Here is a 24,407-nt window from a genome sequence, read left to right on the forward strand (position 1 = left end):
TCACGACACGTCGCGGCTCGCCCGCCGATCGGTCAGGAACCGTCGGTCGGCGACGCCGCAGGCGACGACGTGTGACCGCTCGCTGCCGGCGGGCGGTGTGTCGCGACCGGTGCAACGGCCCCGGCCGGCGGGGCGTCGCGACCGCTGCGGGCCCTGGGCGCGCCACGCGACGGACGGGAGGCACGGGACACGCCGTCCCGCGCCTCCCGTCCGTCGTCCGGTCGCCCCGCGTCGCGTGGCCGCCCCGCGACGGCCGGCCACGACACGTCGCGGCTCGCCCGCCGACCGGTCACGGACCGTCGGCGAGCGGCGCCGCAGGCGACGACCTGTGACCGCTCGCCGACGGCGGGCGGGGCGTCGCGACCGGCGGGACGACCCGCGGACCCGGGCGGTACGATGGACGCCGTTCAGAACACGCAGTGTGTATCTACCGGCCGCCGGCACCCCGGCGGACAGCGGCGGCACCCGATGGGTCCGCCCCCGCCGAACCGGGCCGGGCCGAGAAGGCACACCCCCATGCTCCACGACCGTCCTACCCGCGACGCCTCGCTCCTGTCCCTCGCCGGACGCTGGTACTTCCCCGTTGCGTTCATCGCCCGGCTGCCGTTCGCCATGATGGTCGTCGGCGTCCTGACCCTCGTCGTCGCGGCCCGTGACTCCGTCGCCCTCGGTGGTGTCAACTCCGCCGCCGTCGGCATCGGCTCCGCGATCTTCGGCCCGATGGTCGGCGCCGCGGCGGACCGCTTCGGCCAGCGGGCGGTGCTCGTCCCCGTCGGCCTGGTGAACGCGGCGCTGCTCGGGTTCTTCCCGTTCGTCGTCAGCGGCACCGCGCCCGACCTCGCGGTCCTCGCGGTCGCCTTCTGCATCGGCGCCTCGGCCCCCCAGGTCGCCCCGATGTCCCGCACGCGGCTCGTCGCGATCATCCAGCAGCGCATGGCTCCGGCGCGGCGGGAGAAGACCCTCAGCGGCACCATGGCCTACGAGTCCGCCGCCGACGAGACCGTGTTCATCATCGGCCCGTTCCTGGTCGGCATCCTGGCCAGCGCGATCGCCCCGTGGGTGGCCGTCGCCGGCGCCTCGGTCCTGACGTTCGTGTTCGTCACGGCGTTCGCGCTGCACCCGACCGGCAAGCTCGTGGTCGGCCAGCACGCGGAGCTGACGCAGGCACCCGCCCGGCAGCTCCTGCGCCCGCGGCTCGTCGTCGTGGTGATCGGCATCCTCGGCATCGGCCTGTTCTTCGGCTCGACGCTCACCTCGCTGACCGCCTTCATGGAGACCCACGGCGAGGCGTCGCAGGCCGGCCTGCTCTACGGCCTGATGGGCATCGGCTCGGCCGGGCTCGCGCTCGGCTCGGCGGCGTTCCCGCGTTCCTTCGGCCTCGGCTGGCGCTGGCTGGTCTTCGGGGTCGTGCTGCTCGGCGGCGCGATCGCGTTCGCCCGTGCCGACTCCGTCGTCGCCGCGGGCATCGTCCTCGCGATCATGGGCATCGGGATCGGCCCCACCCTGGTCGCCCAGTACAGCCTCGGCTCGGACCGCTCACCCGTCGGCCGGTCCGCCACCACCATGACGATCCTCGGGTCCGCCGTCATCGTCGGCCAGTCGATCGCCTCCGCCGTCACGGGGGACGTCGCCGAGCACCACGGCACGGCAGCAGCGATGCTGCTGCCGGCGGTCTCCGCCGCCGTCGTCGTGATCGCCGCGGTGTGCAACCTGCTGCTGCCCCGCCGGGTCGCGACCGCCTGACCGCGAACGTGACCACCTGACGGACGGGAGGCCCGTGGCGGCGTCGCCACGGGCCTCCCGTCCGCACCGGGGTCGGGTCAGGACTCGGTGTCGTCGACCAGCAGGTCCTCGTGCCGGTAGTCACCGGCGCGCAGGCCGGCGCGGGCGATCATGTGCGTCGACACCGGCACCAGGAACAGCTGGAACACGAGGATGGGCAGGACGACCCACAGCGCCGTCCACGTCCAGACGGCCACGACGACGGCCGCCAGCGCCAGGGCGAGCCCGAGCACCTGCGGCTTCGCCATCGCGTGCAGGCGCACGAGCGGGTCGGGGAACCGGACGATGCCGACCCCGGCACCGAGGGACAGCAGCGAGCCGACGAGCAGCAGTCCGATCGCGATCCACGCGCGGACACCCGCCCCCTCGACGAAGGTCTCGATGATCTCGATCACGACTGCTCCTCCTCGTCGACCCGGTGTTCCGGGGTGGTCGCGGTCAGCCCCTCGTCGGACGGGTCCGACGACGGGGTGACGGCCCGCGCCACGGCGATGGTGGCGAACACGCTCGTCGCGGCGATGACCACGAGCACGGGGATGCCCGTCAGGTCGCGACGGAGCACCATGGCCGCGGCGATCACCACGAGCACGGTGGTCAGCACCATGTCGGAGCCGATCATCCGGTCCAGGATGGTCGGCCCGCGCACGATGCGGAACACCGCGAGGGCCAACGACGCCCCCAGGAGCGCCAGGACCAGCACGACGGCGATCCCCATGACGACGACCGCGGGGCTCACCGGGTCACCTCCGGCAGCGGTTCGGACAGCTCGGAGACGTCCTGCTCCGATCCGAGCGCCCGGATCACCATGGCCTCGATCGTCAGTGCCTCGCGCACGGCGGCGTCCACCTGCTCGGACCGCTCGGTGTCGAGCACGTGCAGCAGCAGGCGGCGTCGACGCAGGTCCACGTCGCCCACGTACGAGCCGGGCACCAGCGAGATCGCCAGGGTCGCCAGGGTGAAGGTCATCTCGGACGTGGTGTGCAGCTGCACGACCTTGATCGAGCTGCGCTGCACCCCCCTGGGTCGGAGGGCGACCCACGCGACCCGGAACGACGCCACCACGACGAGCCCGGACCACACGACCAGGAACCGCAGGGCGTGGAGCACCGAGAACCGCGTCGACAGCGGCACCGGCGGGAGCGGCAGCGCCTGGGTGACGAGGAGTGCGACGACCACGCCGCACAGCAGCGTGAGCGGGCTCCACGACCCCCAGAGCAGCGCCCACAGGACGGTGAGCCCGGCGGCGAGCGGCACGTCGTAGCGCCACGCCACGACGATGCGTCGGGCGTTCGAGATGCGGCGGACGTCGGTCATCGCTCACCTCCGAGCACGGCCTGCACGTAGCGGTCGGGGGACTCCAGGGACTCCGCTGCGCGGGTCGCGTAGCCGTAGAGCGGCCCGGCGACGACGGTCAGGGCGACGGAGCCGAGCACGGCGACCGTCGTCACGCCGACGAGCATGCGCGGCAGGCGCGCCCGCTCGGGAGCCTCGCCGACCGTCTCGGTCGCGCCCGTCGCCGGGCTGGAGGCACTGCTCGCGTGCGGTGCGTCGGTGACGGTGGTCGAGCCTCCCGGGTGGTACGCCTCGCCCGTCTCCTCGGAGACGGTGAGCGGCGCCGGTTCCGGCGACCGCAGGTGCGCGTGCGGCTCGGCGGTGGTCGCGTGCGGTGCGGCGGCCTCGGCCGCCGGCTTCGGCCGCCAGAAGGCGGCGTCCCACACCCGCATCAGCGCGTACAGCGTGAGCAGCGAGGTGACCACCCCGGCACCGATCGTGACGTAGGCCATCGGGGAGCCGTCCTCGGCGGCGGCGCGGAACAGGCCGAGCTTGCCGATGAAGCCGGAGAACGGCGGGATGCCACCGAGGTTGAACGCGGGGACCAGGTACAGCGCCGCCAGCAGTGGGGCGGCCTTCAGCAACCCGCCGAGCGACCGGGTCGACGTCGTCCCGCCCACGCGCTCCATCAGGCCGGACACCAGGAACAGCGTCGTCTGCACGACGATGTGGTGCACCGTGTAGAACACCGCGGCCGCCGTGCCCGCGACGGTGCCGAGGCCCACACCCATCACCATGAAGCCGATGTGGCTGATGAGCGTGAAGGACAGCAACCGCTTCACGTCGGTCTGCGACACCGCGCCGAGCACCCCGACCACCATCGTCAGGGCGGCGACGACGAGCAGGACCTCGTTGAGCTGCGGGCGGGGGAAGATCACCGTTTCGAGGCGGATGATCGCGTAGATGCCGACCTTCGTGAGCAGGCCCGCGAAGACCGCGGTGACCGGTGCGGGGGCCGTCGGGTACGAGTCCGGCAGCCAGAACGCCAGCGGGAACACGGCCGCCTTGATGCCGAACCCGATGAGCAGCATCGTGTGCAGGAGCAGCTGGACGTGCTCCGGCAGGTCGGCGACGCGCTCGCTGATCTGGGCGATGTTCACCGTGCCGGTCGCGCCGTACACCAGGCCGATCGCGGCGAGGAAGATCGCCGACGCGATCAGGCTCGTCACGATGTACGTCGTGCCGGCGCGCACGCGTTGCTCGCTGCCGCCCAGGGTGATGAGCACGTAGCTCGCCACGAGCAGCATCTCGAACGCGACGTACAGGTTGAACAGGTCGCCGGCGATGAACGAGTCGAGCACGCCCGCGGCGAGCACCAGGTAGGTCGGGTAGAAGATCGTGACCGGGGCGTCCTCGTCGTCGGCGGCCAGGTTCTGCCCGACCGAGAACAGCAGGACGAGCAGCAGCACGCTCGCGCTCACGGTCAGCAGCAGGGCGCTCAGCCGGTCGACCACGAGCGAGATGCCGTACGGGGCGTCCCAGCCGCCGACCTGCACCACGATCGTGCCGTGCCGGTCGACGAGCACCATGAGCGTCGCGGCGACGGCCAGGGCGACGACGAGCACCGCGATGGTGATCGCCCGCTGGAGCTTCTGGTGGCGGAGGAGTCCGAGCGCGACCGCGGCGCCGAGCAGCGGGACGAGGACGAGGAGCGGGGCGAGCCAGGTCATCGGGTCGCCTCCTGTTCTGCGTCGGTGGTGGTCTCCGGGTCCTCGTCGGCCGGCTCGTCGCGGTCACGGCCGATGGCGGCGTCGGCCTCGTCGACCTCGACCTCGTCGGCGCGGGACAGCTGCCACGACCGGTGGATCAGGGCGAGCAGGAACGCGCTGACGGCGAAGGTGATGACGATCGCGGTCAGGGCGAACGCCTGGGGGAGCGGGTCGGTGATGCCGTCCGCGCTCTTGCCGATGGGCGGGTCGCCCGCGGCGCCGGACATCACCAGCAGGAGCAGGTTGAGCGAGTTGCCGAGCAGCAGGAAGCCGAGCAGCATCCGGGTCAGGGAGCGTTCGAGCAGCAGGTAGACGCCGCACGAGAACAGGACGGCCATCGCGATCACGAGGACGAGGGTGACGGTCACGTCGCGCTCCCTTCCGGGATGGGGGCATCGAGGGTGTCGGGGACGGACCCCTCCGTGGTGTCACGGGACGGCGAGGCGTCCTCCAGGCGCTGCCGGTCGACCTCGGCGCCGAGGCTGCGCAGGACGTCGAGCACCAGGCCGACGACGACCAGGTACACGCCGATGTCGAAGAACGTCGCGGTGACGAACTCGACGTGCCCGAGGACCGGGACGGTGGCCTCGAAGAACTCGGAGTACAGGGCCTCGCGGCCGAAGAACAGCGGCACGATCGCCGTGATGGCGGCGGTGGCGACGCCGAGGCCGAGCAGGCGGCCGGCACGGACCGGGGCGGCGGCGCCGAGTTCCGCCGGGCCACCGGCCAGGTACCGCGCCGCGAGGGCGATGCCGGCGACCAGGCCGCCGGCGAACCCGCCACCGGCAGCGTTGTGTCCGGCGAACAGCAGGTACAGCGACAACACGATCAGGCCGTGGAACAGCAGCCGGACGACCACGTCGAGCAGGGCCGAGCGGCCGGTGGGGATCGCGGCGCTCGTCGGCAGCCAGGCGCGGGGTTCGCCGTCGGTGCGCTCGCCGTTCGCGGTCAGGGTCTCCGGCAGGTCACGCAGTCGGGGCAGGGTGTCCTCGCGCGAGTTCACGAAGATCAGGCTCGCGACGCCGGTGGCCGCGGCGACCACGACCGTCAGTTCGCCGAGCGTGTCCCAGCCGCGCAGGTCGACGAGCGCGACGTTCACGACGTTCAGGCCGTGCCCGAACGAGCTGGTGAGTGCCGGCAGGTCGGGCCAGAGCGGTCGCGCTGTGCGGGCGGACGCGGCCACGACGACGACGATCGCCAGCGTGAGTCCGGCCAGTCCGGCGAACAGCGCCCGCACCACCCGGAACCGCGACGGGTTCGTCGTGGCGATGCGCGGGGGCAGCCGACGGAGCACCAGGACGAACGCGATGAGGGTGACCGTCTCGACGACGAGCTGGGTCAGCGCGAGGTCGACGGCGCCGTGCAGGACGAACAGGACGGACAACCCGTACCCGGTGACGCCGACCAGGACCGCCGCGGCGAAGCGGGTCTTCGCGGTCAGCACGGCGATCGCGGCGATCGACATCACGATCATCACCGGGACCTGGCCCCACGAGTCGGCGAACCGGACGTGGAACTCCCACGGTCCACCGAGCACCAGGTTCGCGATCGCCCCGGCGACGAAGACCGACAGGATGACCGTCAGGTAGTAGGGGAGCGAGCCGCGCTGCAGGCTGGCGGTGAGCCAGGTGGCGGCCCGGTCGAGCCCCCGCATGCCGCGACGGTAGGTGCCGGCGGCGCTCGGTGACCCGGCGAGCCGGTGCTGCAGCGCCTCGACCGGACGGCGCAGGGCGAACAGCGTGACACCGCCCACCAGGGTGAGGGCGGAGAGTCCGAGCGCGGGCTCCAGGCCGTGCCAGAGCTCGAGGTGCGGGACCTCCTGGCCGGCGAGGGCGGCCGTCGCCGCCGCGGGCTCGATGCCGTGCGCGACCACGGGGGTCAGGAGTCCCAGCGCGAGCCCGGTCAGCGCGAGCACGGACGGCACGACACCCAGGCCGTGCAGGGCGTGCGGCTCGGTCGTCGCGACCCCGGGCTTCCGGGCGAAGGCGCCCCAGAAGAAGCGCAGCGAGTACGCCACGGTGAGTACGGAACCGATCGTCACGCCGATCAGCGCGAACCAGGCCCAGCCGGCGTCCGGACCGTGCAGCGACTCGGTGAAGCCGGTGAGCACGGCCTCCTTGGCGACGAACCCGACGGTCGGCGGGATGCCGGCCATCGACAGCAGGGCCAGCGCGGCGACGACCGCGAGCCACGGACGGGACCGGCCGAGTCCGCTGAGCCGGGCGAGGTCGCGGGTGCCGGTCACGTGGTCGATCGCGCCGACGACCAGGAAGAGCGTGGACTTGAAGGCCGCGTGCGCCACGAGCAGCGCGACGCCGCCGAGCGCGACGGCCGGGGCACCCCACCCGGCCGCGAGCACGAGGAACCCGAGCTGCGCCACCGTGCCGTACGCGAGCAGCAGCTTCAGGTCGGTCTGCCGCAGGGCGCGGTAGCCACCGACGAGCATGCCGAGCACACCGAGCACGGTGATGGTCTCGCGCCACCCCTCGAGCAACGCGAAGGCGGGTGCGAGCCGGGCCACCAGGTAGATGCCGGCCTTCACCATCGCGGCGGCGTGCAGGTAGGCGCTGACCGGCGTCGGGGCCGCCATCGCCGCCGGCAGCCAGAAGTGGAACGGCACGATGGCGGACTTCGTGAGCGCGCCGAGCAGGACCAGCACGACCGACACCGAGACCACGGTGCCGCTCGGCGGGTCGGCGACGATCCCGGACAACGAGGTCGTGCCCGCTGCGACGGAGAGCATGACGAGGCCGGCCAGCATCGCCAGGCCGCCCGCGGTGGTGACGACGAGTGCCTGCATCGCGGCGGCCCGGCTCGCCCGCTTGTCGGCGTCGTGCCCGATGAGCAGGTACGAGAAGACCGTCGTGGCCTCCCACAGCACGAACAGCACGATCACGTCGTCGGCGATCACGAGCCCGTACATCGACCCGGCGAACGCCGTCAGGACACCCGCGAACCGTCCCGTCCCCGGTTCGTCGCGACCGAAGTACGACGCGCAGTAGACGAGCACGAGCGCACCGACCACCGACACCACGAGGGCGAGCACCCACGACAGGGCGTCCATCCGCAGCGTGACGTCGAGGTCGAGCTGCGGGACCCACTGGTGCCGTTCGACCACGCTGCCGTGCAGGGCTCGGTCGGTCTGCGCGATCGTCAGCACGGCCGCCGCGGCGGGAGCGAGGGCGGCGACGTAGTACACACGGCGTCCGAGGACGGGCGTCAGGGCGGGGACGATCAGGGCGACGATCGCGAACGCGACGAGGACGAGGACCATCGGGCACCTCCTCGGGGTCGGGCTGCAGTCCGGCTCACTGGGCACTCACAGACTACGGATCGAGCCATGTGGAGAACCTGTGCGGGCGGACAGCCGACCGCTCAGGTCCGGCCGTGCGCGCGGGCGGGGATCTGGGTCGCGAGCTTGCCGCCGGAGACGTCGAGCAGGGTGCCGGTGATGTAGGCCGCGGCGTCGCTCGCGACGAAGACGAGCAGGTCGGCGACGTCGTCGGCCGTCTCCCACCGGCGCAGCGACAGCGTGTCGAGCAACCGGTCCTGCGCCTCGGCCGACATGGTCGCGAAGCCGTTCATCGCGGTCGGCACCATGCCGGGCGCGTAGGCGTTCACGGTGATGCCCCACGGCCCGAGCTCGGACGCGAGCACCCGGGTGAACGAGACGACGGCGGCCTTCGACGCCGCGTAGGCCGCGCTCCCGACGCTGGGCACGATCGCCGCGAACGAGGCCGCGTTGATGATCCGACCGCGTCCGGCCGCCTGCATCACGGGTGCGACGGCCTGGCTCATCAGGAAGGTGCCGCCCAGGTTGACGTCCATGCAGCGGCGCCAGGCGTCCCACTCCAGCTCGGCGACGGTGCCCTCGACGTTGATCCCGGCGTTGTTCACGAGCACGTCGATCCTGCCGTGTCGCTCGACGACGTCGTCCACGGCGTCGCGCACCGACCGCGGATCGGCGACGTTGCACACGACGTGGTCGAGCGGGAACCCCGGCTCGAAGGCCAGGTCGAGCGCGACGACGCGGCAGCCCTCGGCGGCGAACCGTTCGGCGAGCGTGCGACCGATGCCGCGCGCCGCTCCGGTGACGACCACCACGCGGTCGGTCAGGTCCAGGTGCATCGTCGCTCCCGTCGTCGGTGGTGGGACGCCGCCCTGGAGTCCCGCGGACGGCTGGCGGGCGCCGGTGCCTGCAATGGTCATACTATTCGAGCATGACGGCGAAGGTGCTCTGGATCACGGGTGGCGGCAGTGGCATGGGGGCGGCGACCGCGGTCGCCGCGGCCCGCGACGGATGGGCGGTGGTGCTGAGCGGTCGGCGCGCGGACCGGCTCGAGCAGGTCGCCGCCGCGGTCCGGGCGGAAGGCGGGACGGTGACGGTGGAGCCGCTCGACGTCACCGACGCCGCCGCGGTCGCCGACACCCGAGACCGTGTGCTCGAGCAGTACGGACGGATCGACGGCCTCGTCCTGGCCGCCGGCCTGAACACGCCGGCGCGACGGTGGGCCGACCAGTCGCTCGCCGACGTCCGTGCGGTGCTCGACACGAACACCACCGCCGTCGTGACGGTCGTCGACGCCGCCCTCCCGGCCCTCCGCGCCTCCGGTGGAGTGGTCGTCGTGGTGTCGTCCTACGCCGGCTGGTCCTTCCAACCGGCTGCGGGTGTCGCGTACTCGGCGAGCAAGACGGCGCTCGGGTCGATCGTCCGGACGCTCAACCAGCAGGAGGCCGAGCACGGCGTCCGCGCCACGCACCTGTGCCCGGGCGACGTCGCCACCGACTTCCTCGACCAGCGCCCGGAGGTCCCCGACGCGGCCGCGCGGCGCCGCATGCTCCAGCCGGAGGACGTCGCCGGGACGGTCGCCTTCGTGCTCGGCGCCCCGGCGCACGTGCGGGTCGACGAGCTCGTGCTCTCGCCGGTCGCCCAGCGGTGACGAGCGCCTTCGACCGCGTCCTCGACCAGATCGGCGCCGCGGTCGTCTCCGGCGCGTTCGCGGCCGGCAGCCGCCGGAGCACCGACGACCTGGTGGTCCGGACGGGGGCCAGTCGCAGCATCGTCCGCGAGGCCGTCCGCGTCCTCGTCGCCCTCGGCCTGCTCAGTGCGCGACCCCGCGTCGGCGTCACCGTCCTCGGGGTGCGCGACTGGGACGTCCTGGACCCGCGCGTGGTGCGGTGGCGCCTGCAGGGGCCTGACGGTGAGCAGGTGGCCGCCGAGCTCCGTGCGCTGCGCGCCGCCGTCGAACCCGCCGCAGCGGCCGCAGCGGCCCTGCGGGCGCGGCTCGACGAGTGCGCCGACCGACGGGAGGCACTGCGCACCACCGCGGACGAGCTCGCCGCCGCTGCGGCGCGCGACCACCGCCCCGACTTCGTGGCAGCGGACGTGCGGCTCCACCAGCTCGTGCTCGACCTGTCCGGCAACGCGCTGTACCGACGGCTGCACCGGGTCGTGGGTCAGGTCCTGCTGGAGCGCGGGAGCATCCGCCCCGACCGGCACGACGTCGGGCTCCACCGCGCGCTCGCACAGGCCGTCGTCGACGGTCGCGCGGACGACGCAGCCGAGGCGATGCGGGCGATCGTCGACCGGACGTGACCGGTGCGCCGCCGACCTGGGATGATGGGGGCGGTGCGTCGCCCGGACGCCCGTGGAGGGTGAGTCGTGGACGCAGCACAGGACCTCGTGGTCCAGCTCGTCGGCACCCCGTGGGCGTTCCTCGTCGTCGGTCTCGTGCTCGCCGTCGGCAGCGTCGCGGTGTTCCTGCCCAGCCAGGCGCTGGTCGTCGCGATCGGCACGCTGCTGGTGGGCGGTGACGGCGGGCTCCTGCCGGTGCTGCTCCTCGTCGTCGCGGCGACGGTCGGCATGGTCCTCGGCGACCTCGGGCTCTACCACCTCGCACGCTCGGTCGACCTCGGCTCCCGGTCGTGGTTCTCGCGTCCGAAGGTCCGTAAGGCCCGGGACGCCATCGACGGTCGCTACCGCGCCGCCCCCGGACGCATCGCGGTGCTCGGACGCTTCATCCCGATGGGCCGTCTGACCACGAACCTGGTCGGCGCGGACAGCGGACTCGACCTCCGGCGGTTCCTGGTCAGCTGTGCGCTCGCCGACGTCGTGTGGGCCGCGTACTGCGTCGGCATCGCCGCGGCGACCGGGCACTGGAGCCGCGAGCAGCCCTTCCTCGTGACGGCGCTCGCGGTGGTCGCGTCGATCCTGCTCGGCTTCGTGATCTCGGCGATCGAGAAGGCCGTGCGACGACGCGGCGAGGCGACGGCCGCCGCCTGACGTCGTAGCGTGGGCACCCCGTTCGAAGGAGAACCCGTGCAGCTGGACGACCTGGTGCCCGACGCCGACGCGCTCGAGCGCATCGCCACCGGCAGCACCTGGGCCGAGGGGCCCTGCTGGATCCCGTCGACCCGGACGCTCCGTTGGTCCGACATCCCGGGCGACCGGATCCTGCAGTGGCACGCCGGGTCCGGGGAGACCTCGGTGTACGCGGACGGTGTCGAGTTCACGAACGGCCGCACGCTCGACCGGGACGGCAGCGTCGTCCAGTGCTCGCACGGGACGCGCCGCGTCGAGCGGGACCGCGACGGGGTCGTCACGCCCATCGTCGACACGTGGAACGGCGTGCGGTTCAACTCGCCGAACGACGTCGTGGTCGCGCGGGACGGTGGTGTCTGGTTCACCGACCCCGCCTACGGCATCACGCAGCCGCGCGAGGGGCACCCGGGTGTCCGGGAGTACGGCGACCACTGGGTGTTCCGGTGCGGACCCGAGGGCGAGGACCTGCGTCCGGTGGCCACCGACCTGGACGAGCCGAACGGGTTGGCGTTCGACCCGGACGAACGGGTGCTGTACGTCGCGAGCTCCTCGGGCGACGAACCCGTCATCCGTGCCTACGACCGGCGGGGTGACCTGCTGAAGAACGGCCGGGTGTTCGCTCGTCTCGAGTCCGGTGAGGGGGCGCCGGACGGCATCCGGGTCGACGTGCACGGCAACGTGTGGTCGTCCTCGCACCGTGGTGTCGTCGTGTTCGCGCCCACGGGCGGACGGATCGGCACGGTCGCCGTCCCCGAGGTCGTGTCGAACCTGTGCTTCGGCGGTGACGACGGCACGACGCTCTTCCTCACCGCGACGACCTCGGTGTACCGCATCGCCACGACGACCCGGGACGCTGCCGTATCCTGACCCGGCCATGCAGTGCGACTACTTCGACCGCGGGGTGTGCCGGTCGTGCACGCTCATGGGTCAGCCCTACGCCGACCAGGTGCTCGACAAGGAGCTCCGGACGCGCGAGCTCCTGCACGACGCCGTCGAGGCAGCCGGTGGACCCGGGGCCGTGGCCTGGGAGCCGGCCGTCACGAGCCCCGAGTCCGGCTACCGCAACAAGGCGAAGATGGTCGTCGGCGGGTCCGTCCAGCACCCCACCGTCGGCATCCTCGACCACCGGCAGCGCGGGGTGGACCTGCGGCACTGCGGCATCTGCACGCCGGGGATCCGGCGGGCGCTCCCCGTCCTGGCCGACTTCGTGTCGTCCGCCGGGCTCATCCCGTACGACGTCGCCGCACGTCGTGGTGAGCTGAAGTTCGTCCTGGTCACCGAGTCGCCCGACGGCGAGCTGATGATCCGGTTCGTGCTGCGGTCCGAGGGGCAGCTGCCGCGGCTCCGACAGCACCTCGACGCCCTGCGCGCCGTGCTGCCCGACGCGGTGGTGGTCACGGCGAACCTGCTGCCCGAGCACAAGGCCGTCACCGAGGGCGACCGCGAGATCGTGCTCACCGAGCAGGAGACGCTGCCGATGCGGCTCGGCGGCATCACCATGCACCTGCGGCCGCAGAGCTTCTTCCAGACGAACACCGGCGTCGCCGCCGAGCTGTACGCGCAGGCGACGGCGTGGATCGATGAGCTGGACCCGGCGTCGATGTGGGACCTGTACTGCGGCGTCGGCGGCTTCGCGCTGCACGCGGCACGGCCCGGCCGAGCCGTGACGGGGATCGAGACGAGTGCCGAGGCGATCCGGTCGGCCAAGCAGTCCGCTCGTGAGGCCGGCCTCGAGGGGCTCCGGTTCGCGGCCGACGACGCCACCGAGCACGCGATCCGGGCACGCCCGGACGCGGTGCCGGAGCTCGTGCTGGTCAACCCGCCGCGACGGGGGATCGGAGTGACCCTGTCGACCTGGCTCGAGGAGTCCGACGTGCAGCACGTCGTGTACTCGAGCTGCAACCCGGTCACCCTGGCGAAGGACCTGGCGCGGATGCCGAGCTTCCGCCTGCGTCGCGCGCGGGTGCTCGACATGTTCCCGCAGACCGGTCACCTGGAGGCCGTGACGCTGCTCTCCAGGGTCTGATCTGGGCGGATCCATCAGCATTGCCAGGGAATTGCCAAGGTCCTGTACCCGGGTACGGCGGATGACCATGGGCATGGGGATCGGGACGTTCAGGTCGCAGGAGGGGTACATAGCACGAACGGGTAGAACCGACGGTCTCGGTTTGATAACGGTGACGAGACACCTATGGTTGCCGACCGAGGTGCCGCCGGCCCGATGACCACTGCCCCCGGTGGCGCACCCCACAACTGACCGCGATCGGTCGGGGTGGGCAGTGGATCCCGCAGCAGATGCGGCTCGTGACCCCGGTGGAGCAATCACATGAAGAAGCTTTCCCGTACCCGCACCATCGTCGGCGGGCTCGCGTTCGCCGGCATCGCCGCGACCGGTGTCGGCCTCGCGGCGTCCCCCGCGAACGCCGCGTCCGGTTCGACCTGGGACCAGCTCGCGCAGTGCGAGTCCGGCGGTAACTGGGCCATCAACACCGGTAACGGCTACTACGGCGGCCTGCAGTTCAACCTCGGCACCTGGCAGGCGAATGGTGGCACGGGCAACCCCGCCGCTGCCAGCCGCGAGGCACAGATCGCCGTCGCCGAGCGCGTCCTCGCCTCGCAGGGCTGGGGTGCCTGGCCCGCCTGCTCCGCCCAGCTCGGGCTGAGCGGCACGAGTGGTGCGGCCCCGGCCCCCGCTGCTCCCGCGCCGGCACCGGCTCCCGCGCCCGCCGAGCAGGCCGCACCGCAGCCCGCCGCCCCGGCTGCTCCCGCCCCCGCCGAGCAGGCGGCGCCGCAGCCGGCCGCGCCGAGCACCACCGAGTCGGCCCCGGCTGCGCCGAGCAAGCCCGCACCGGTGAAGACGAGCGGCCAGACGTACACGATCGCCTCGGGTGACACGCTCGACACGATCGCGACGAAGCTGCAGATCGAGGGCGGCTGGAAGCAGCTGTGGGCCGCGAACACGTCGACCATCGACGACGCGAACCTGATCTACGCCGGCCAGGAGCTCCAGCTCCCCGCCTGATCGCTCCGGAGATCGACCACGACGACGCCCCACGACCTCGAGTCGTGGGGCGTCGTCGTGCGTCCGAGCCGGGCGGGCCTACTGCGGGTGGTCGGCGAGCCAGGCGGCGACGTCGTCGGAGCGGAGCGCCTGGGACAGCGACGTGATCTCCAGGTCGTTCAGCGTGACGATCGACTGTCCGTCCGGCGAGGTGCCCGACCCCGCGGTGGGCACGGTGAAGGTGACGAGGTCGTCGGCCCGCACGTTCCGCAGCGACCAGCCCAGCTCGACGAGTCGTGCGAACGACAGACCGGCATCGACCGACAGGTACTCGCTCGTCGCCGCGACGAAGTCCTGGATGCGCCCGGGGTCCGTGGTCGTGCCGCGGGACAGCAGCCCGTCCACGACGCCGTGCATGAACGCCTGCTGGTTGCGCACGCGGGTGTGGTCAGCGTCGGCGAAGGCGTACCGCTCCCGCACGAACGCGAGCGCCGCGTCGCCGTCCAGCCGGTTGGCGCCGGCCGCGAACTCGTGGCCCCGGGCGGAGAACGCCTGCGACGAGTCGACGGTGACGCCGCCGAGGGCGTTCGTCATGTCGCGGAACCCCGCGAAGTCGATCTCGGCCACGTGGTCGACGCGCACGTCCAGCAGGCGTTCGACCGTCTGCACGGTCAGGGGGACGCCGCCCCACGAGTACGCGGCGTTGATCTTGGCGCGGCCGTGCCCGGGGACGTCGACCCAAGAATCTCGCATGATCGACATGAGGTAGACCGCCCGGTGGTCCGCGGGGACGTGCGCCAGCATCAGGGTGTCGGAGCGCCCGTCGGTCCTGGTCGGGCCGCCGTCGGGATCGCCCTGCGCGCGGGAGTCCGAGCCGATGAGCAGGATGTTCTCGCCGTCGGAGTCGACGGGACGGGTACCGGCGGGGAACGGCTCGCGGATGACCTGCCGCCCGGCGTCGAAGCTGCGGGCGAGGCCACCGACGAACACGCTCGCCACGACGGCGATGACGGTGGCGATGCCGACCAGGGAGCCGAGCGTCGCGACCAGGGCGACGAGGAACGGACGGCGTCGACGCAGCGGCGGGCGGGCGGCTCGTTCGGCCTGTTCGGCGGCGGCGCGTGCCGCCCGACGTTCGGACATGCGGGGCTCCAGCTGGTTCCGGGTCGGCGTACGTCCGACTCCACCAGCCTACCGCATGTGGTATTTCAGATCGAAACGGTCATGTACCAGGGGGTCCGGCCAGCACCGCGCGCAGGGCCGAGCGGAGCGCTGCGTCCTCGGGCAGGACCTCGCGCTCGATGTGCCGCGCGGTTTCCCAGGCCGCCCGCCCGGTCGCCGTCACGGTGACGATGCGGCGGCGTCGGTCGGCCGGGTGCGGTGATCGTTCGACCAGACCGTCCCGCTCCATCCGCTCCAGGGTGCGCGACATCGTCTGCGGTTGGACGCGCGCCGTCCGTGCCAGGGTGTCGGCGCCCGTCGGGCCCGTCCGGATCAGGATGTCCACCGCGACGACGGCGGCGTGGGACAACCCGACGGCTCGGAGTCGTTCGTCCCAGTCGCGTTCGACCGAGCGGGCCGCGGCCGCGAGCAGCCGACCGAGGGGCCACTGGTCGGTCGTGTCCTGCATGGTGCGATCCTACGGTCGCCACCTCGGCCGTCCCGTCAAGTAGTCAGCATGCTGACGACCGGTGTACGCTCGCCGACGTGTCCCGCTTCCTCCGCTCCGTCCTGCCGGCACTGGTCATCGTGGTCTGGCTCGCCGTCGCCGCCGTCGGCGGTCCGTTCTTCGGCAAGATCTCCGAGGTCTCCACGAACGACCAGACCTCGTTCCTGCCGGCCTCCGCCGACGCCACGAAGGTGCAGGAGCGGTCCGCCGAGTTCCGAGAGGAGTCCGGCGCCCCGGCGATCATCGTGGTCGAGCGCGACGGCGGGCTGACGTCGGCCAACCTCGGCGACGCGGAGGCGCTCGCCGCGACCCTGTCCGACCGCGCCGACGTCCAGGCAGTGAGCCCCGTGATCCCGAGCGAGGACGGCGACGCGGCAGAGATCGTCGCCACCCTCACGCAGGACGCCGAGACCGGGGACGCGGTCGAGGCCATCCGGGCGGACGTCGCCGATGCGCTCCCGTCGGGTGTGCGCGGCTTCGTCACCGGTCCCGCCGGGTTCACCGCGGACCTGACCGAGGCCTTCGCCGGCATCGACGGACTGCTGCTCGGGGTGGCGCTCGCCGCGGTGTTCGTGATCCTGATCGTCGTCTACCGGTCGCCACTCCTGCCGGTCCTGGTGCTCGGCACCGCCACCTTCGCCCTGTGCGCCTCGATCCTCGTGGTGTGGTGGCTCGCGAAGGCCGACGTCGTGACGGTCAACGGCCAGGTGCAGGGCATCCTGTCCATCCTCGTCATCGGCGCCGCGACCGACTACGCGCTCCTCTACACGTCCCGGTACCGCGAGGCGCTGCGCGACCACCGCACCGGATGGGACGCGACGAAGGCTGCGCTGCGGGGGAGTCTCGAGCCGGTCCTGGCCTCCGGCGGCACGGTCGTCGTCGGTGTCCTCTGCCTGCTGCTCTCCGACCTCAACTCGAACAAGGCCCTCGGCCCCGTGGCGGCGATCGGCATCGTGTTCAGTGTCCTCGCCGCGCTGACGCTCCTGCCCGCCCTGCTCCTGGCGTTCCGCCGTGCGGCGTTCTGGCCGTTGCGCCCCGCCTTCGGCAGCGCCCATCCCGTGCTCACCGGCCCGGACGCCCGCGGCACCTGGGCGCGCGTCGGTCGGCTCGTCGCGCGTCGCTCCCGGGTCGTGTGGATCGTCTGCACGGTCGGCCTGCTCGCGATGGGGGCCGGCCTGGTCGGGCTCGAGGCCGACGGCGTGCCGCAGAGCGACCTGGTCCTCGGGTCGTCGCAGGCCCGTGACGGACAGGAGGTGCTGGCCGACCACTTCCCGGGCGGCTCCGGCAGCCCGGCGCAGGTCATCGGCGCGGAGCGCGACCTCGACCAGCTCGTCGACGCGGTCACCGCGGTGGACGGCGTCGACGGTGTGGTCGCCGCAGCGAAGGACAGCCCCGCCGGGACCGTCCCGGTGACCGGGGATGCCGGTGGCAGTGGCGCGCCGACCGTCTCCCGCGGTGACGTCCTGCTCGAGGCGACGCTGTCCGACCCCGCCGACTCGGACGCCGCCGAGCAGACCGTGCGCGACCTCCGCACCGCCGTCGAGCGGGTCGACCCGGGAGCCATCGTCGGTGGGGTCACCGCGACGGCGGTCGACACGAACGACACCGGGATCCGGGACCGCACGCTCATCATCCCCGTGGTGCTCGTCGTCATCCTGCTGATCCTGATGCTCCTGCTGCGCAGCGTCGTCGCGCCGCTCGTGCTCATCGGGAGCGTGATCGTGTCGTTCGCGGCGGCCCTCGGCGTCGGCGCGCTCGTCTTCGACCACGTGTTCCACTTCCCCGGCGCCGACCCGAGCGTCCCGCTCTACTCGTTCGTGTTCCTGGTCGCACTCGGCGTCGACTACAACATCTTCCTCATGACCCGGGTGCGCGAGGAAGCGCTGCGGCACGGTCCGCGCGAGGGCGTCCTGCGCGGCCTCGGGGTGACCGGCGGAGTGATCACGTCGGCCGGGATCGTGCTCGCAGCGACCTTCGCGGCCCTCGGCGTGATCCCGATCCTGTTCCTGGCGCAGATCGCCTTCGTCGTCGCGTTCGGCGTGCTGCTCGACACGATCGTGGTGCGTTCGCTGCTCGTGCCGGCGCTCGTGTACGACCTCGACCGTCGGGCCTGGTGGCCGTCGCGCCTGTCGCGCTCGCGCCCTGACATGTGACACGCTGGCTCCATGCCAGTTCCCTCGACGCAGCCGGCCGCGGAGCGCAAGCTCCTCCGCGACACGGTGCAGGACAAGATCCGCGACGCCATCATGGACGGCACGCTCGAGCCGGGGGAGCGGCTGAACGACGACGACCTGATCGCGTGGCTCGGGGTCTCCCGCACGCCGATCCGCGAAGCCCTCGCCGAGCTGGCCCGGGCCGGCCTCATCGAGATGGCACCGAACCGCTACACCCGGGTCGCGTCCCCGACCAAGGACGAGCTCCTCGACGCCTACCGCACCTTGGGCGTCATCTACGGCGGTGTGGTGCGGCTCGCGGTGCCCCGGTTCACGGACGCGCAGCGCAAGAAGATCGTGAAGATGCTCGACGACGTCGTGGCGCGCATCGGTTCGGACGGCCAGGACCAGGTCGCCCGCGAAGGCTCCGACATCTACGCGCAGTGGGCCGACGCCTGCGGGAACCCCTCGCTCGTCCAGCTGTGCCGCTCCACCACCGACGGACTGTCCTTCAAGCTCCGGGTGCCCGAACTCGCCGAACTCGTGCCGGCGGACGTCGTCCTGCCCGAGCTCGCGAAGCTCAAGGACGCCGTCCTGGCGAAGGACCCCATCGCGGCTGAGCTCGCGATGGAGGCGATCCACCTGCTCCCGACGCGCGACTGACGCGACGAGCGCGACCCCGCGACGGACGGGAAGCCCGTGGCGGCGCCGCCACGGGCCTCCGGTCCGACCGGGTGACGGCGAGTACGGGGTGACCTTCCAGGCGCATCCCATGTCCGTTCCGCGCGTGCCGGTTATGGTTTCCCGGTGAGCAACGAACCCGAGCAGACGACCGAGCCCGCACACCGCGGCGCCGTGGCGCCGCGCCACGGTCGCCAGAAGCGTCGGGCAGGCGTCGTCTTCCCGGCACTGGCGGGCGTGCTCACCATGGCCCTGGTGCTGAGCGGCGGGTACGCGGTGTTCGCCGTCAACCGCCTGCAGAGCGGGGTGACCCGGATCGACGCGATCGCCGGGGGCAAGGACCAGAAGGACGACGTCGACGGCAAGGCGCAGAACATCCTGCTCGTCGGCGACGACCACCGCCCGGACAACGCCACCCCCGAGCAGCTCGCCGAGCTGAGCACCGAGGACGACGGCGGCGCGACGAACACCGACACGATGATCGTCCTGCACATCAACGCCGACGGCAGCCAGGCGACGATGATCTCGTTCCCCCGCGACTCGTACGTCGACATCCCGAACGTCGGCAAGGGCAAGCTCAACAGCGCCTTCTACTACGGCACGCTCAACGGCGGTGGCGACACCGGTGGTGCGAAGTTGCTCATCAAGACGATCGAGAACCTGAGCGGGTTGTCGATCGACCACTACGTCCGCGTCTCGCTGCTCGGCTTCTACCAGGTGGTCAAGGAGCTCGGGCCGGTGCAGGTCTGCCTGAAGCAGGCGACGAACGACCCGTTCTCCGGGCTCGACCTGCCCGCCGGCAAGTCCTCGCTCGACGCGAAGCAGGCGCTGTCCTTCGTGCGGCAGCGGCACGGTCTGCCGAACGGCGACCTCGACCGCAACGTGCGCCAGCAGTACTTCCTGTCGCAGGAGGCCAAGAAGGTCCTGTCGGCCGGCACGCTCCTGAACCCGGTGAAGATGAACAACATCCTCGGGGCGGTCGGCGACTCGATCCAGACCGACACCGACCTGCTGTCGCTCGCCGGTCAGATGCGGAACCTGCGGCCGGCCAACATCCAGTCCGCCACCATCCCGACCCTCGGCACCCCGACCATCTACGTGAACGGATCGGCGCTGTCCATCGTCGAGGTCGACACCGTCGGCCTGCCCGCCTTCGTGCAGGGTCTGGTCGGCCAGCCCGAGGCGTACGAGAAGGCCGGTCGGTCGCAGCCCGCGAACACCGCGGTCACCGTGCTGAACGGCAGCGGCGTCGAGGGCGCGGCCACGGCGGCGGGTCAGGTGCTGACCGCGCGCGGCTTCCAGGTCGCCCCTGCCGGGTCGTCGTCGGTCACGAAGACCACGCAGGTGCAGTACCCGGCCGGTCAGGAGTCGCAGGCCAAGGCCGTCGTGTCCGCTGTGCCCGGTGCGGTCGCGGTCCGCACGGGTGCGGTCACGGGCGTCACCCTCGTCCTCGGCACGGACGGCAAGACCGCGAAGGCGCCGGCCGCGCCGAGCGCGACGGCCTCCGAGCCGGCGGCCGGTGGCTCGGACTCGGGATCGAAGCCGTCGAAGCCGGCGAAGAAGCCCGCGAAGGAACCGTCGCCGAAGTCGACCGACGTGCACAACTACGGCACGGACAGCACCTGCATCTACTGATGCGAACGCCCCGGGGGCGTCGTCGGTAGGTTCGTGGGGTGACCAGCGCCGCACGCCCGATCGTCCTGATGACCTACAACATCAAGAACCCGGACCCCGCGCACGACTGGCCGGCTCGCCTGCCCGTGGTGCTCGACGTCATCCGCCGACACGACCCGGACGTGCTCTGCGTGCAGGAGGCGTTCGCCCACCAGATGGACGACCTGCGCGCTGGACTGCCGGACCACGCCGACGTGGGGCAGGGCCGCGAGGGCGGTGACGCCGGTGAGCACGCGGCCGTGTTCTACCGCCGCGACCGGTTCCGCCCGGCCGACGAGGGCTCGTTCTGGCTGTCGGACACCCCCGACGAGCCGGTGTCGAACACGTGGCGCAGCCTGTACCCCCGGATCGCCAACCACGTCCGGTTCCTGGACGCCGATGGGCCGGCGTTCACGCTGCTCACCACGCACCTGGACCACGAGCAGGGGCCGCACGGCGACGAGGTGCGCGGACGGAGCGCCGCGCTCATCGTCGAACGTCTGGCCGGCACCACCGGGCCGGTCGTCTTCGCCGGGGACTGCAACGAGCCGTCCGGCTCCGGTGCGGCGTCGCGGGTGTTCGCGGAGGCCGGGTTCACCGACGCCTGGACGGTCGCCGGCGACCCCGGGGACCGCACGGCCTCGTTCAACGGTTGGCAGCCGCCCGTCGACACGGGAGAGCGGATCGACTGGGTGCTGACGCGCGACGTCGAGGGGGTCGACCGGGTGGTCATCGACCACGACGGGCCGGAGACCTGGTTCGCGAGCGACCACTTCCCGGTCGTGGCGACCCTGCGCATCTGAGCAGAGCGGGTCCGGCGGTCCGGTCGGCGGCTGCAGGGTCCGGTCAGCAGGTGCGCTGTGCGTGCACGGGCATCGGCGACCCGATCACCGTGACCGTGGTGTCGTTCGTCAGCGCGGACACCCCGTTCGTGCCGTTCCCGTCGCCGTCGCCGTTCCTGTCGCCGTCATCGCCGTCATCGCCGTCGGCACCGTGGCGGTCCGCTGCGTCGGCGTCACGGCGCTCGTCCTGTTCACTGCGCGCGTCGCGGTCGTCCTCGGCGTGCGTGTCGCCCCACCCCTGGTCCAGCAGGAGCTGCCAGGCGCGGGAGTCGTCGGAACCGTACGACACCCGTTCGGAGCGGGGTGCGTCGGCGATCTCGTCCGCGATGTCGTCGCCCACCTGGATGCCGTGCGGACCGGTCAGCTCGATGTCGTCGCCGAGTCGGCTGCGCACCGAGTCGCGCAGCACCCGGACCTCGACCGCGTTGCCCGCCCGGGCATCGGTCAGCAGCGCCGCCACGCGCAGGGCGCCGCCCCACGTGGAGGTCGTGCCGGCCGGGAAGCACGCGCCCCCGTCGCCCTCCGCCGTGCGGGTGCGCGTCGGGGTGCCGAGCAGCCGGTCGAGCAGGGTCACCGTGAGGTCGGAGTCGCGCATCGACGACTCGACGACGGTCCGGCGGCCGTCACGGAGCACCAGCGCCTCGGCGTCGAGCTCGATCGAGTCCACGCGGCGCAGCTCCGACGCCGAGACGTGGACCGGTGCGGCATCGTGCACGGTCTCGGCGGCTGCGGCGGTGTCGGCGCCGGACCCGGTCGCACCACCGGTCGTCAGCGCGCTGGCCGAGCCGACCAGCACGGCGGCGCCGAGCGCCAGCAGGGTCCGAGGAGTCACCGTAGAACGGTACGACCGTCACGCGACCAGAACGACAGGTGTTACCGAATCGGAGCCGGGCCGTCACCGGACCGTGACATTCGCGGACACCGGGGGACAGCCTCCTGGACGGCCCGGGGCGACCCCCTGCGTACCGTCGGCGGCATGACGGACCAGCAGAACGACCAGACCGGGCCTGCCCAGGGTGCGCTCGACCAGTACTCCATGCAGGACCCCACGAAGCTGTACGCCGACAAGAAGCCCGACGAGCAGTACCTCGAGGGTGCCGGCACGGACGAGGAGATGGCGAAGAACGTCCCCGCCGACCACGGCGAGGACACCTACCGCGGCTCCGGGCGCCTGACCGGCCGCAAGGCCCTCGTCACCGGTGGCGACTCGGGCATCGGCGCCGCCGTCGCCATCGCCTACGCCCGTGAGGGCGCCGACGTGGCGATCTCGTACCTGCCCGAGGAGCAGGAGGACGCCGACCGCATCGTCGGGCTCATCGAGGCCGCCGGTCGCAAGGCCGTCGCGCTGCCCGGTGACATCACCTCGCTCGAGTTCTGCGAGCAGCTCGTCGCCGACGCGGTCGAGCAGCTCGGTGGTCTGGACATCCTGGTGAACAACGCCGGCAAGCAGCAGAACGTCGACGACATCACGAAGATCTCCGACGAGGAGTTCGACGAGACCTTCAAGACGAACGCCTACGCGACGTTCCGGATCACGAAGGCCGCCGTGCCGCACCTGCAGCCGGGCTCGACGATCATCAACACGACGTCGATCCAGGCGTACGCGCCGTCGCCGCACCTGGTGCACTACGCGGCCACCAAGGCGACCGTGAACAACATGGCGAAGGGCCTCGCCGCGCAGCTCGCGCCGAAGGGCATCCGCGTCAACGCCGTCGCCCCGGGTCCGATCTGGACGCCGCTGCAGCCCGCAGGCGGCCAGCCGCCGGAGGCGCTGCCCTCCGCCGGTGAGCAGACCTACCTGGGCCGCTGGGGTCAGCCGGCCGAGCTCGCGCCCGCCTTCGTCTTCCTGGCGAGCGGCGAGTCGTCGTACGTCGTCGGTGAGACCCTGCACGTGGACGGCGGGATGCCGACGCCGTAGGGCGCGTTCCACGAGCGAGCGAGCGATCACACGGGAGGCGCGGTGCCGGTGGGCACCGCGCCTCCCGTCGTGCTCCGGGTCGCGTCCCCAGCCTCGCCGGGATCAGCAGGTGACCGAGCGTGCCAGCCGTTCGAGCAGCTCGCGGGCGGAGAGTGCGGCGGCGAGCTCGACCTCGACCGGGTTGATCCCGATCGCGTGCTCGAGCGCCCGGCGTCGGGCCTGCTCGGCGATCGGCACCTCGGGGCGCTGCGGCAGCACGGCGATGGCCTGAGCCGCTGCCTCGAACGCACCGGCCGGGCGACCGAGCTGCTCCCACATCGTGCGGACGTCGTGCGCCACCTGGTCCGGATCGCCACCGAACTCGAACCCGGCCGAGGCCATGGTCGCCAGGCCCTGCGCGGTCGGATCGTTCGGCGTCATGTCCGACATCGTCACACGCGAGGCCGCGGACCCGCTGGGCACCGGGACGTCTGTCCCCCCTTGTGCCGACACCCGTACCGGGGATTCTGGTGTCCCCCGTTCTGCGTTTGGATGGACGTGCCCCGGACCCGGGGTGACACGGACAGGACGTCCGGGGACGACGGAGGGCACGATGCTCGAACACACCAGCGCCGACACGCACGCTGCGGCTGCCGCGGCGGCGACCCTGCACCTCCGGATCACCATCGTGGGTGCCACCGTCGACCTGCTCCGCGACGTTCCGTTCCACGAGGCACGGCCCGTGCAGGTCGCCGAGCGGATGGGCATCTCCGTCGCCGAGCTCGAGCAGCACTTCCCGTCGTGGGACGGCTTGGTGCTCGCCGCGGTGGACCGCTGGAGCGGTGCCCGGATGGACGAGGTCACCCACGAGGTGGCGGACGGCTCGACCGTCGACCTGCTCCGCGCGATCGTCGCCTCGAACGCCGAGGACCCCGCGCTGATGCGGCTGTTGGTCGCCCTGCTGTCGGTCGCGGGCAACCCGGCGCACCCGATGGCGCCCTACCTGCGGTCGCGCTACCAGCTGTTCTGGGCGCAGATCACGCGCGGACTCGAACGCGACATCGCGACGGGCCGCGCGCCGCACACGATGGACCCGCGGCGCGGCGCCGAGCAGCTCATCGCCCTGTACGAGGGGCTGCAGCTGCAGTCCCTGCTCCGTGCGGAGCTCGACCTCGTCCCGGCGTTCGACCGCGCCGTCGCCCGGCTCGAGCGCGGCTGGATGGAGCGGTACGAGCCGTCGGCCGCCCGTCGGCACGCGACCTGGGACGACGACGACTCGGGCAGCTGGCAGCTCTGAGGCAGTTCGTCCGCGGAACGCATCGCTCCGTCGGCTCGGAGCACCGACCGGGTACTCGGTTGATGTCGA

24 protein-coding genes are annotated in these 24,407 nt (G+C 72.4%); 13 read left to right on the forward strand and 11 right to left on the reverse strand.

All coding sequences use genetic code 11. The features are described 5' to 3' along the window. Window positions 1-516: 516 nt before the first annotated feature. Window positions 517-1,743, forward strand: a complete 1,227-nt coding sequence (locus LEL83_RS06155; RefSeq protein ID WP_225558151.1) for an MFS transporter — start codon at window positions 517-519, stop codon at window positions 1,741-1,743. Window positions 1,744-1,820: 77 nt separating this feature from the next. On the opposite strand, the gene mnhG is transcribed toward LEL83_RS06155, so the two are convergent. The 7 genes from mnhG to LEL83_RS06190 form a co-directional block, all read right to left on the reverse strand. Further along, window positions 1,821-2,177, reverse strand: coding sequence for a monovalent cation/H(+) antiporter subunit G (mnhG, locus tag LEL83_RS06160; protein ID WP_198657406.1), 357 nt, complete (start codon window positions 2,175-2,177; stop codon window positions 1,821-1,823). Continuing rightward, complete coding sequence (locus LEL83_RS06165) at window positions 2,174-2,518, reverse strand: MrpF/PhaF family protein (protein ID WP_198657407.1); 345 nt, start codon at window positions 2,516-2,518, stop codon at window positions 2,174-2,176. Before LEL83_RS06165 ends, mnhG begins: the two co-directional genes overlap by 4 nt. Continuing rightward, on the reverse strand, window positions 2,515-3,096 hold the full coding sequence (locus tag LEL83_RS06170) for a Na+/H+ antiporter subunit E (protein ID WP_198657408.1): 582 nt from the start codon (window positions 3,094-3,096) through the stop codon (window positions 2,515-2,517). The genes LEL83_RS06165 and LEL83_RS06170 overlap by 4 nt, the downstream gene beginning before the upstream one ends. After that, a complete protein-coding gene (locus LEL83_RS06175) occupies window positions 3,093-4,784 on the reverse strand; it encodes a Na+/H+ antiporter subunit D (protein ID WP_198657409.1) in 1,692 nt (563 codons plus the stop codon). The genes LEL83_RS06170 and LEL83_RS06175 overlap by 4 nt, the downstream gene beginning before the upstream one ends. Then, complete coding sequence (locus LEL83_RS06180) at window positions 4,781-5,191, reverse strand: Na(+)/H(+) antiporter subunit C (RefSeq protein WP_308009873.1); 411 nt, start codon at window positions 5,189-5,191, stop codon at window positions 4,781-4,783. Before LEL83_RS06180 ends, LEL83_RS06175 begins: the two co-directional genes overlap by 4 nt. Continuing rightward, on the reverse strand, window positions 5,188-8,097 hold the full coding sequence (locus LEL83_RS06185) for a Na+/H+ antiporter subunit A (RefSeq protein WP_225558152.1): 2,910 nt from the start codon (window positions 8,095-8,097) through the stop codon (window positions 5,188-5,190). The genes LEL83_RS06180 and LEL83_RS06185 overlap by 4 nt, the downstream gene beginning before the upstream one ends. Before the next feature lie 101 nt (window positions 8,098-8,198). Continuing rightward, window positions 8,199-8,951, reverse strand: a complete 753-nt coding sequence (locus LEL83_RS06190) for an SDR family NAD(P)-dependent oxidoreductase (RefSeq protein ID WP_225558215.1) — start codon at window positions 8,949-8,951, stop codon at window positions 8,199-8,201. A 92-nt stretch (window positions 8,952-9,043) separates the two neighbouring features. Between LEL83_RS06190 and LEL83_RS06195 the strand changes: the two genes are divergently transcribed. The 6 genes from LEL83_RS06195 to LEL83_RS16175 all read left to right on the forward strand — a co-directional run bounded on the left by LEL83_RS06195 (window position 9,044) and on the right by LEL83_RS16175 (window position 14,167). Then, window positions 9,044-9,763 (forward strand): SDR family oxidoreductase, encoded by a 720-nt coding sequence (locus LEL83_RS06195; protein ID WP_225558153.1) that lies wholly within the window; start codon window positions 9,044-9,046, stop codon window positions 9,761-9,763. Beyond that, window positions 9,760-10,419, forward strand: coding sequence for a FadR/GntR family transcriptional regulator (locus tag LEL83_RS16170; protein WP_225558154.1), 660 nt, complete (start codon window positions 9,760-9,762; stop codon window positions 10,417-10,419). The genes LEL83_RS06195 and LEL83_RS16170 overlap by 4 nt, the downstream gene beginning before the upstream one ends. 66 nt (window positions 10,420-10,485) lie before the next feature. Continuing rightward, window positions 10,486-11,106, forward strand: coding sequence for a DedA family protein (locus LEL83_RS06205; protein ID WP_198657415.1), 621 nt, complete (start codon window positions 10,486-10,488; stop codon window positions 11,104-11,106). Between the two features lie 42 nt (window positions 11,107-11,148). Next, a complete protein-coding gene (locus LEL83_RS06210; RefSeq protein ID WP_225558216.1) occupies window positions 11,149-12,012 on the forward strand; it encodes an SMP-30/gluconolactonase/LRE family protein in 864 nt (287 codons plus the stop codon). 7 nt (window positions 12,013-12,019) lie between these two features. Beyond that, entirely contained in the window at window positions 12,020-13,171 is a 1,152-nt protein-coding gene (gene rlmC, locus LEL83_RS06215; RefSeq protein ID WP_225558155.1) for a 23S rRNA (uracil(747)-C(5))-methyltransferase RlmC, read from the forward strand. 300 nt (window positions 13,172-13,471) lie between these two features. Next, window positions 13,472-14,167, forward strand: a complete 696-nt coding sequence (locus LEL83_RS16175; RefSeq protein ID WP_308009874.1) for a transglycosylase family protein — start codon at window positions 13,472-13,474, stop codon at window positions 14,165-14,167. Between the two features lie 78 nt (window positions 14,168-14,245). Here the strand turns inward: LEL83_RS16175 and LEL83_RS06230 are convergent, their stop codons facing one another. Both LEL83_RS06230 and LEL83_RS06235 read right to left on the reverse strand, forming a co-directional pair. After that, a complete protein-coding gene (locus LEL83_RS06230) occupies window positions 14,246-15,289 on the reverse strand; it encodes an LCP family protein (protein ID WP_225558156.1) in 1,044 nt (347 codons plus the stop codon). A gap of 79 nt (window positions 15,290-15,368) precedes the next feature. Next, a complete protein-coding gene (locus tag LEL83_RS06235) occupies window positions 15,369-15,776 on the reverse strand; it encodes a MarR family winged helix-turn-helix transcriptional regulator (RefSeq protein WP_198657419.1) in 408 nt (135 codons plus the stop codon). Between the two features lie 77 nt (window positions 15,777-15,853). On the opposite strand from LEL83_RS06235, the gene LEL83_RS06240 reads away from it, so the two are divergent. From LEL83_RS06240 to LEL83_RS06255, 4 genes are all read left to right on the forward strand, one after another. After that, complete coding sequence (locus LEL83_RS06240) at window positions 15,854-17,968, forward strand: MMPL family transporter (protein ID WP_225558157.1); 2,115 nt, start codon at window positions 15,854-15,856, stop codon at window positions 17,966-17,968. A 12-nt stretch (window positions 17,969-17,980) separates the two neighbouring features. Next, entirely contained in the window at window positions 17,981-18,631 is a 651-nt protein-coding gene (locus LEL83_RS06245) for a GntR family transcriptional regulator (RefSeq protein ID WP_225558158.1), read from the forward strand. Window positions 18,632-18,775: 144 nt separating this feature from the next. Then, window positions 18,776-20,284 carry an LCP family protein gene (locus tag LEL83_RS06250; protein WP_225558159.1) on the forward strand — a complete coding sequence of 503 codons (1,509 nt, stop codon included), beginning with the start codon at window positions 18,776-18,778 and terminating at the stop codon, window positions 20,282-20,284. Between the two features lie 38 nt (window positions 20,285-20,322). Further along, a complete protein-coding gene (locus tag LEL83_RS06255) occupies window positions 20,323-21,105 on the forward strand; it encodes an endonuclease/exonuclease/phosphatase family protein (RefSeq protein WP_225558160.1) in 783 nt (260 codons plus the stop codon). Window positions 21,106-21,148: 43 nt separating this feature from the next. Here LEL83_RS06255 and LEL83_RS06260 read toward each other — a convergent pair whose 3' ends face one another. After that, window positions 21,149-21,976, reverse strand: a complete 828-nt coding sequence (locus LEL83_RS06260; protein WP_225558161.1) for a hypothetical protein — start codon at window positions 21,974-21,976, stop codon at window positions 21,149-21,151. A 144-nt stretch (window positions 21,977-22,120) separates the two neighbouring features. Here LEL83_RS06260 and LEL83_RS06265 point away from each other — a divergent pair, with 144 nt between their 5' ends. Further along, a complete protein-coding gene (locus tag LEL83_RS06265) occupies window positions 22,121-23,062 on the forward strand; it encodes an SDR family oxidoreductase (protein ID WP_198657425.1) in 942 nt (313 codons plus the stop codon). A gap of 102 nt (window positions 23,063-23,164) precedes the next feature. Here the strand turns inward: LEL83_RS06265 and LEL83_RS06270 are convergent, their stop codons facing one another. Then, a complete protein-coding gene (locus tag LEL83_RS06270) occupies window positions 23,165-23,482 on the reverse strand; it encodes a hypothetical protein (protein ID WP_198657426.1) in 318 nt (105 codons plus the stop codon). Window positions 23,483-23,654: 172 nt separating this feature from the next. On the opposite strand from LEL83_RS06270, the gene LEL83_RS06275 reads away from it, so the two are divergent. Next, window positions 23,655-24,338, forward strand: a complete 684-nt coding sequence (locus tag LEL83_RS06275) for a TetR/AcrR family transcriptional regulator (protein WP_198657427.1) — start codon at window positions 23,655-23,657, stop codon at window positions 24,336-24,338. Window positions 24,339-24,407 lie beyond the last annotated feature (69 nt).

The sequence above is a fragment of the Curtobacterium oceanosedimentum genome (assembly GCF_020297365.1).
GTDB lineage: Bacteria > Actinomycetota > Actinomycetes > Actinomycetales > Microbacteriaceae > Curtobacterium.

Coding starts and splice junctions, on each gene's coding strand:
- LEL83_RS06155 (WP_225558151.1), top strand. CDS start 517: ATGCTCCACGACCGTCCTACCCGCGACGCCTCGCTCCTGTCCCTCGCC.
- LEL83_RS06170 (WP_198657408.1), bottom strand. CDS start 3,096: ATGACCGACGTCCGCCGCATCTCGAACGCCCGACGCATCGTCGTGGCG.
- LEL83_RS06175 (WP_198657409.1), bottom strand. CDS start 4,784: ATGACCTGGCTCGCCCCGCTCCTCGTCCTCGTCCCGCTGCTCGGCGCC.
- LEL83_RS06185 (WP_225558152.1), bottom strand. CDS start 8,097: ATGGTCCTCGTCCTCGTCGCGTTCGCGATCGTCGCCCTGATCGTCCCC.
- LEL83_RS06190 (WP_225558215.1), bottom strand. CDS start 8,951: ATGCACCTGGACCTGACCGACCGCGTGGTGGTCGTCACCGGAGCGGCG.
- LEL83_RS06195 (WP_225558153.1), top strand. CDS start 9,044: ATGACGGCGAAGGTGCTCTGGATCACGGGTGGCGGCAGTGGCATGGGG.
- rlmC (WP_225558155.1), top strand. CDS start 12,020: ATGCAGTGCGACTACTTCGACCGCGGGGTGTGCCGGTCGTGCACGCTC.
- LEL83_RS16175 (WP_308009874.1), top strand. CDS start 13,472: ATGAAGAAGCTTTCCCGTACCCGCACCATCGTCGGCGGGCTCGCGTTC.
- LEL83_RS06230 (WP_225558156.1), bottom strand. CDS start 15,289: ATGTCCGAACGTCGGGCGGCACGCGCCGCCGCCGAACAGGCCGAACGA.
- LEL83_RS06235 (WP_198657419.1), bottom strand. CDS start 15,776: ATGCAGGACACGACCGACCAGTGGCCCCTCGGTCGGCTGCTCGCGGCC.
- LEL83_RS06245 (WP_225558158.1), top strand. CDS start 17,981: ATGCCAGTTCCCTCGACGCAGCCGGCCGCGGAGCGCAAGCTCCTCCGC.
- LEL83_RS06265 (WP_198657425.1), top strand. CDS start 22,121: ATGACGGACCAGCAGAACGACCAGACCGGGCCTGCCCAGGGTGCGCTC.
- LEL83_RS06270 (WP_198657426.1), bottom strand. CDS start 23,482: ATGACGCCGAACGATCCGACCGCGCAGGGCCTGGCGACCATGGCCTCG.
- LEL83_RS06275 (WP_198657427.1), top strand. CDS start 23,655: ATGCTCGAACACACCAGCGCCGACACGCACGCTGCGGCTGCCGCGGCG.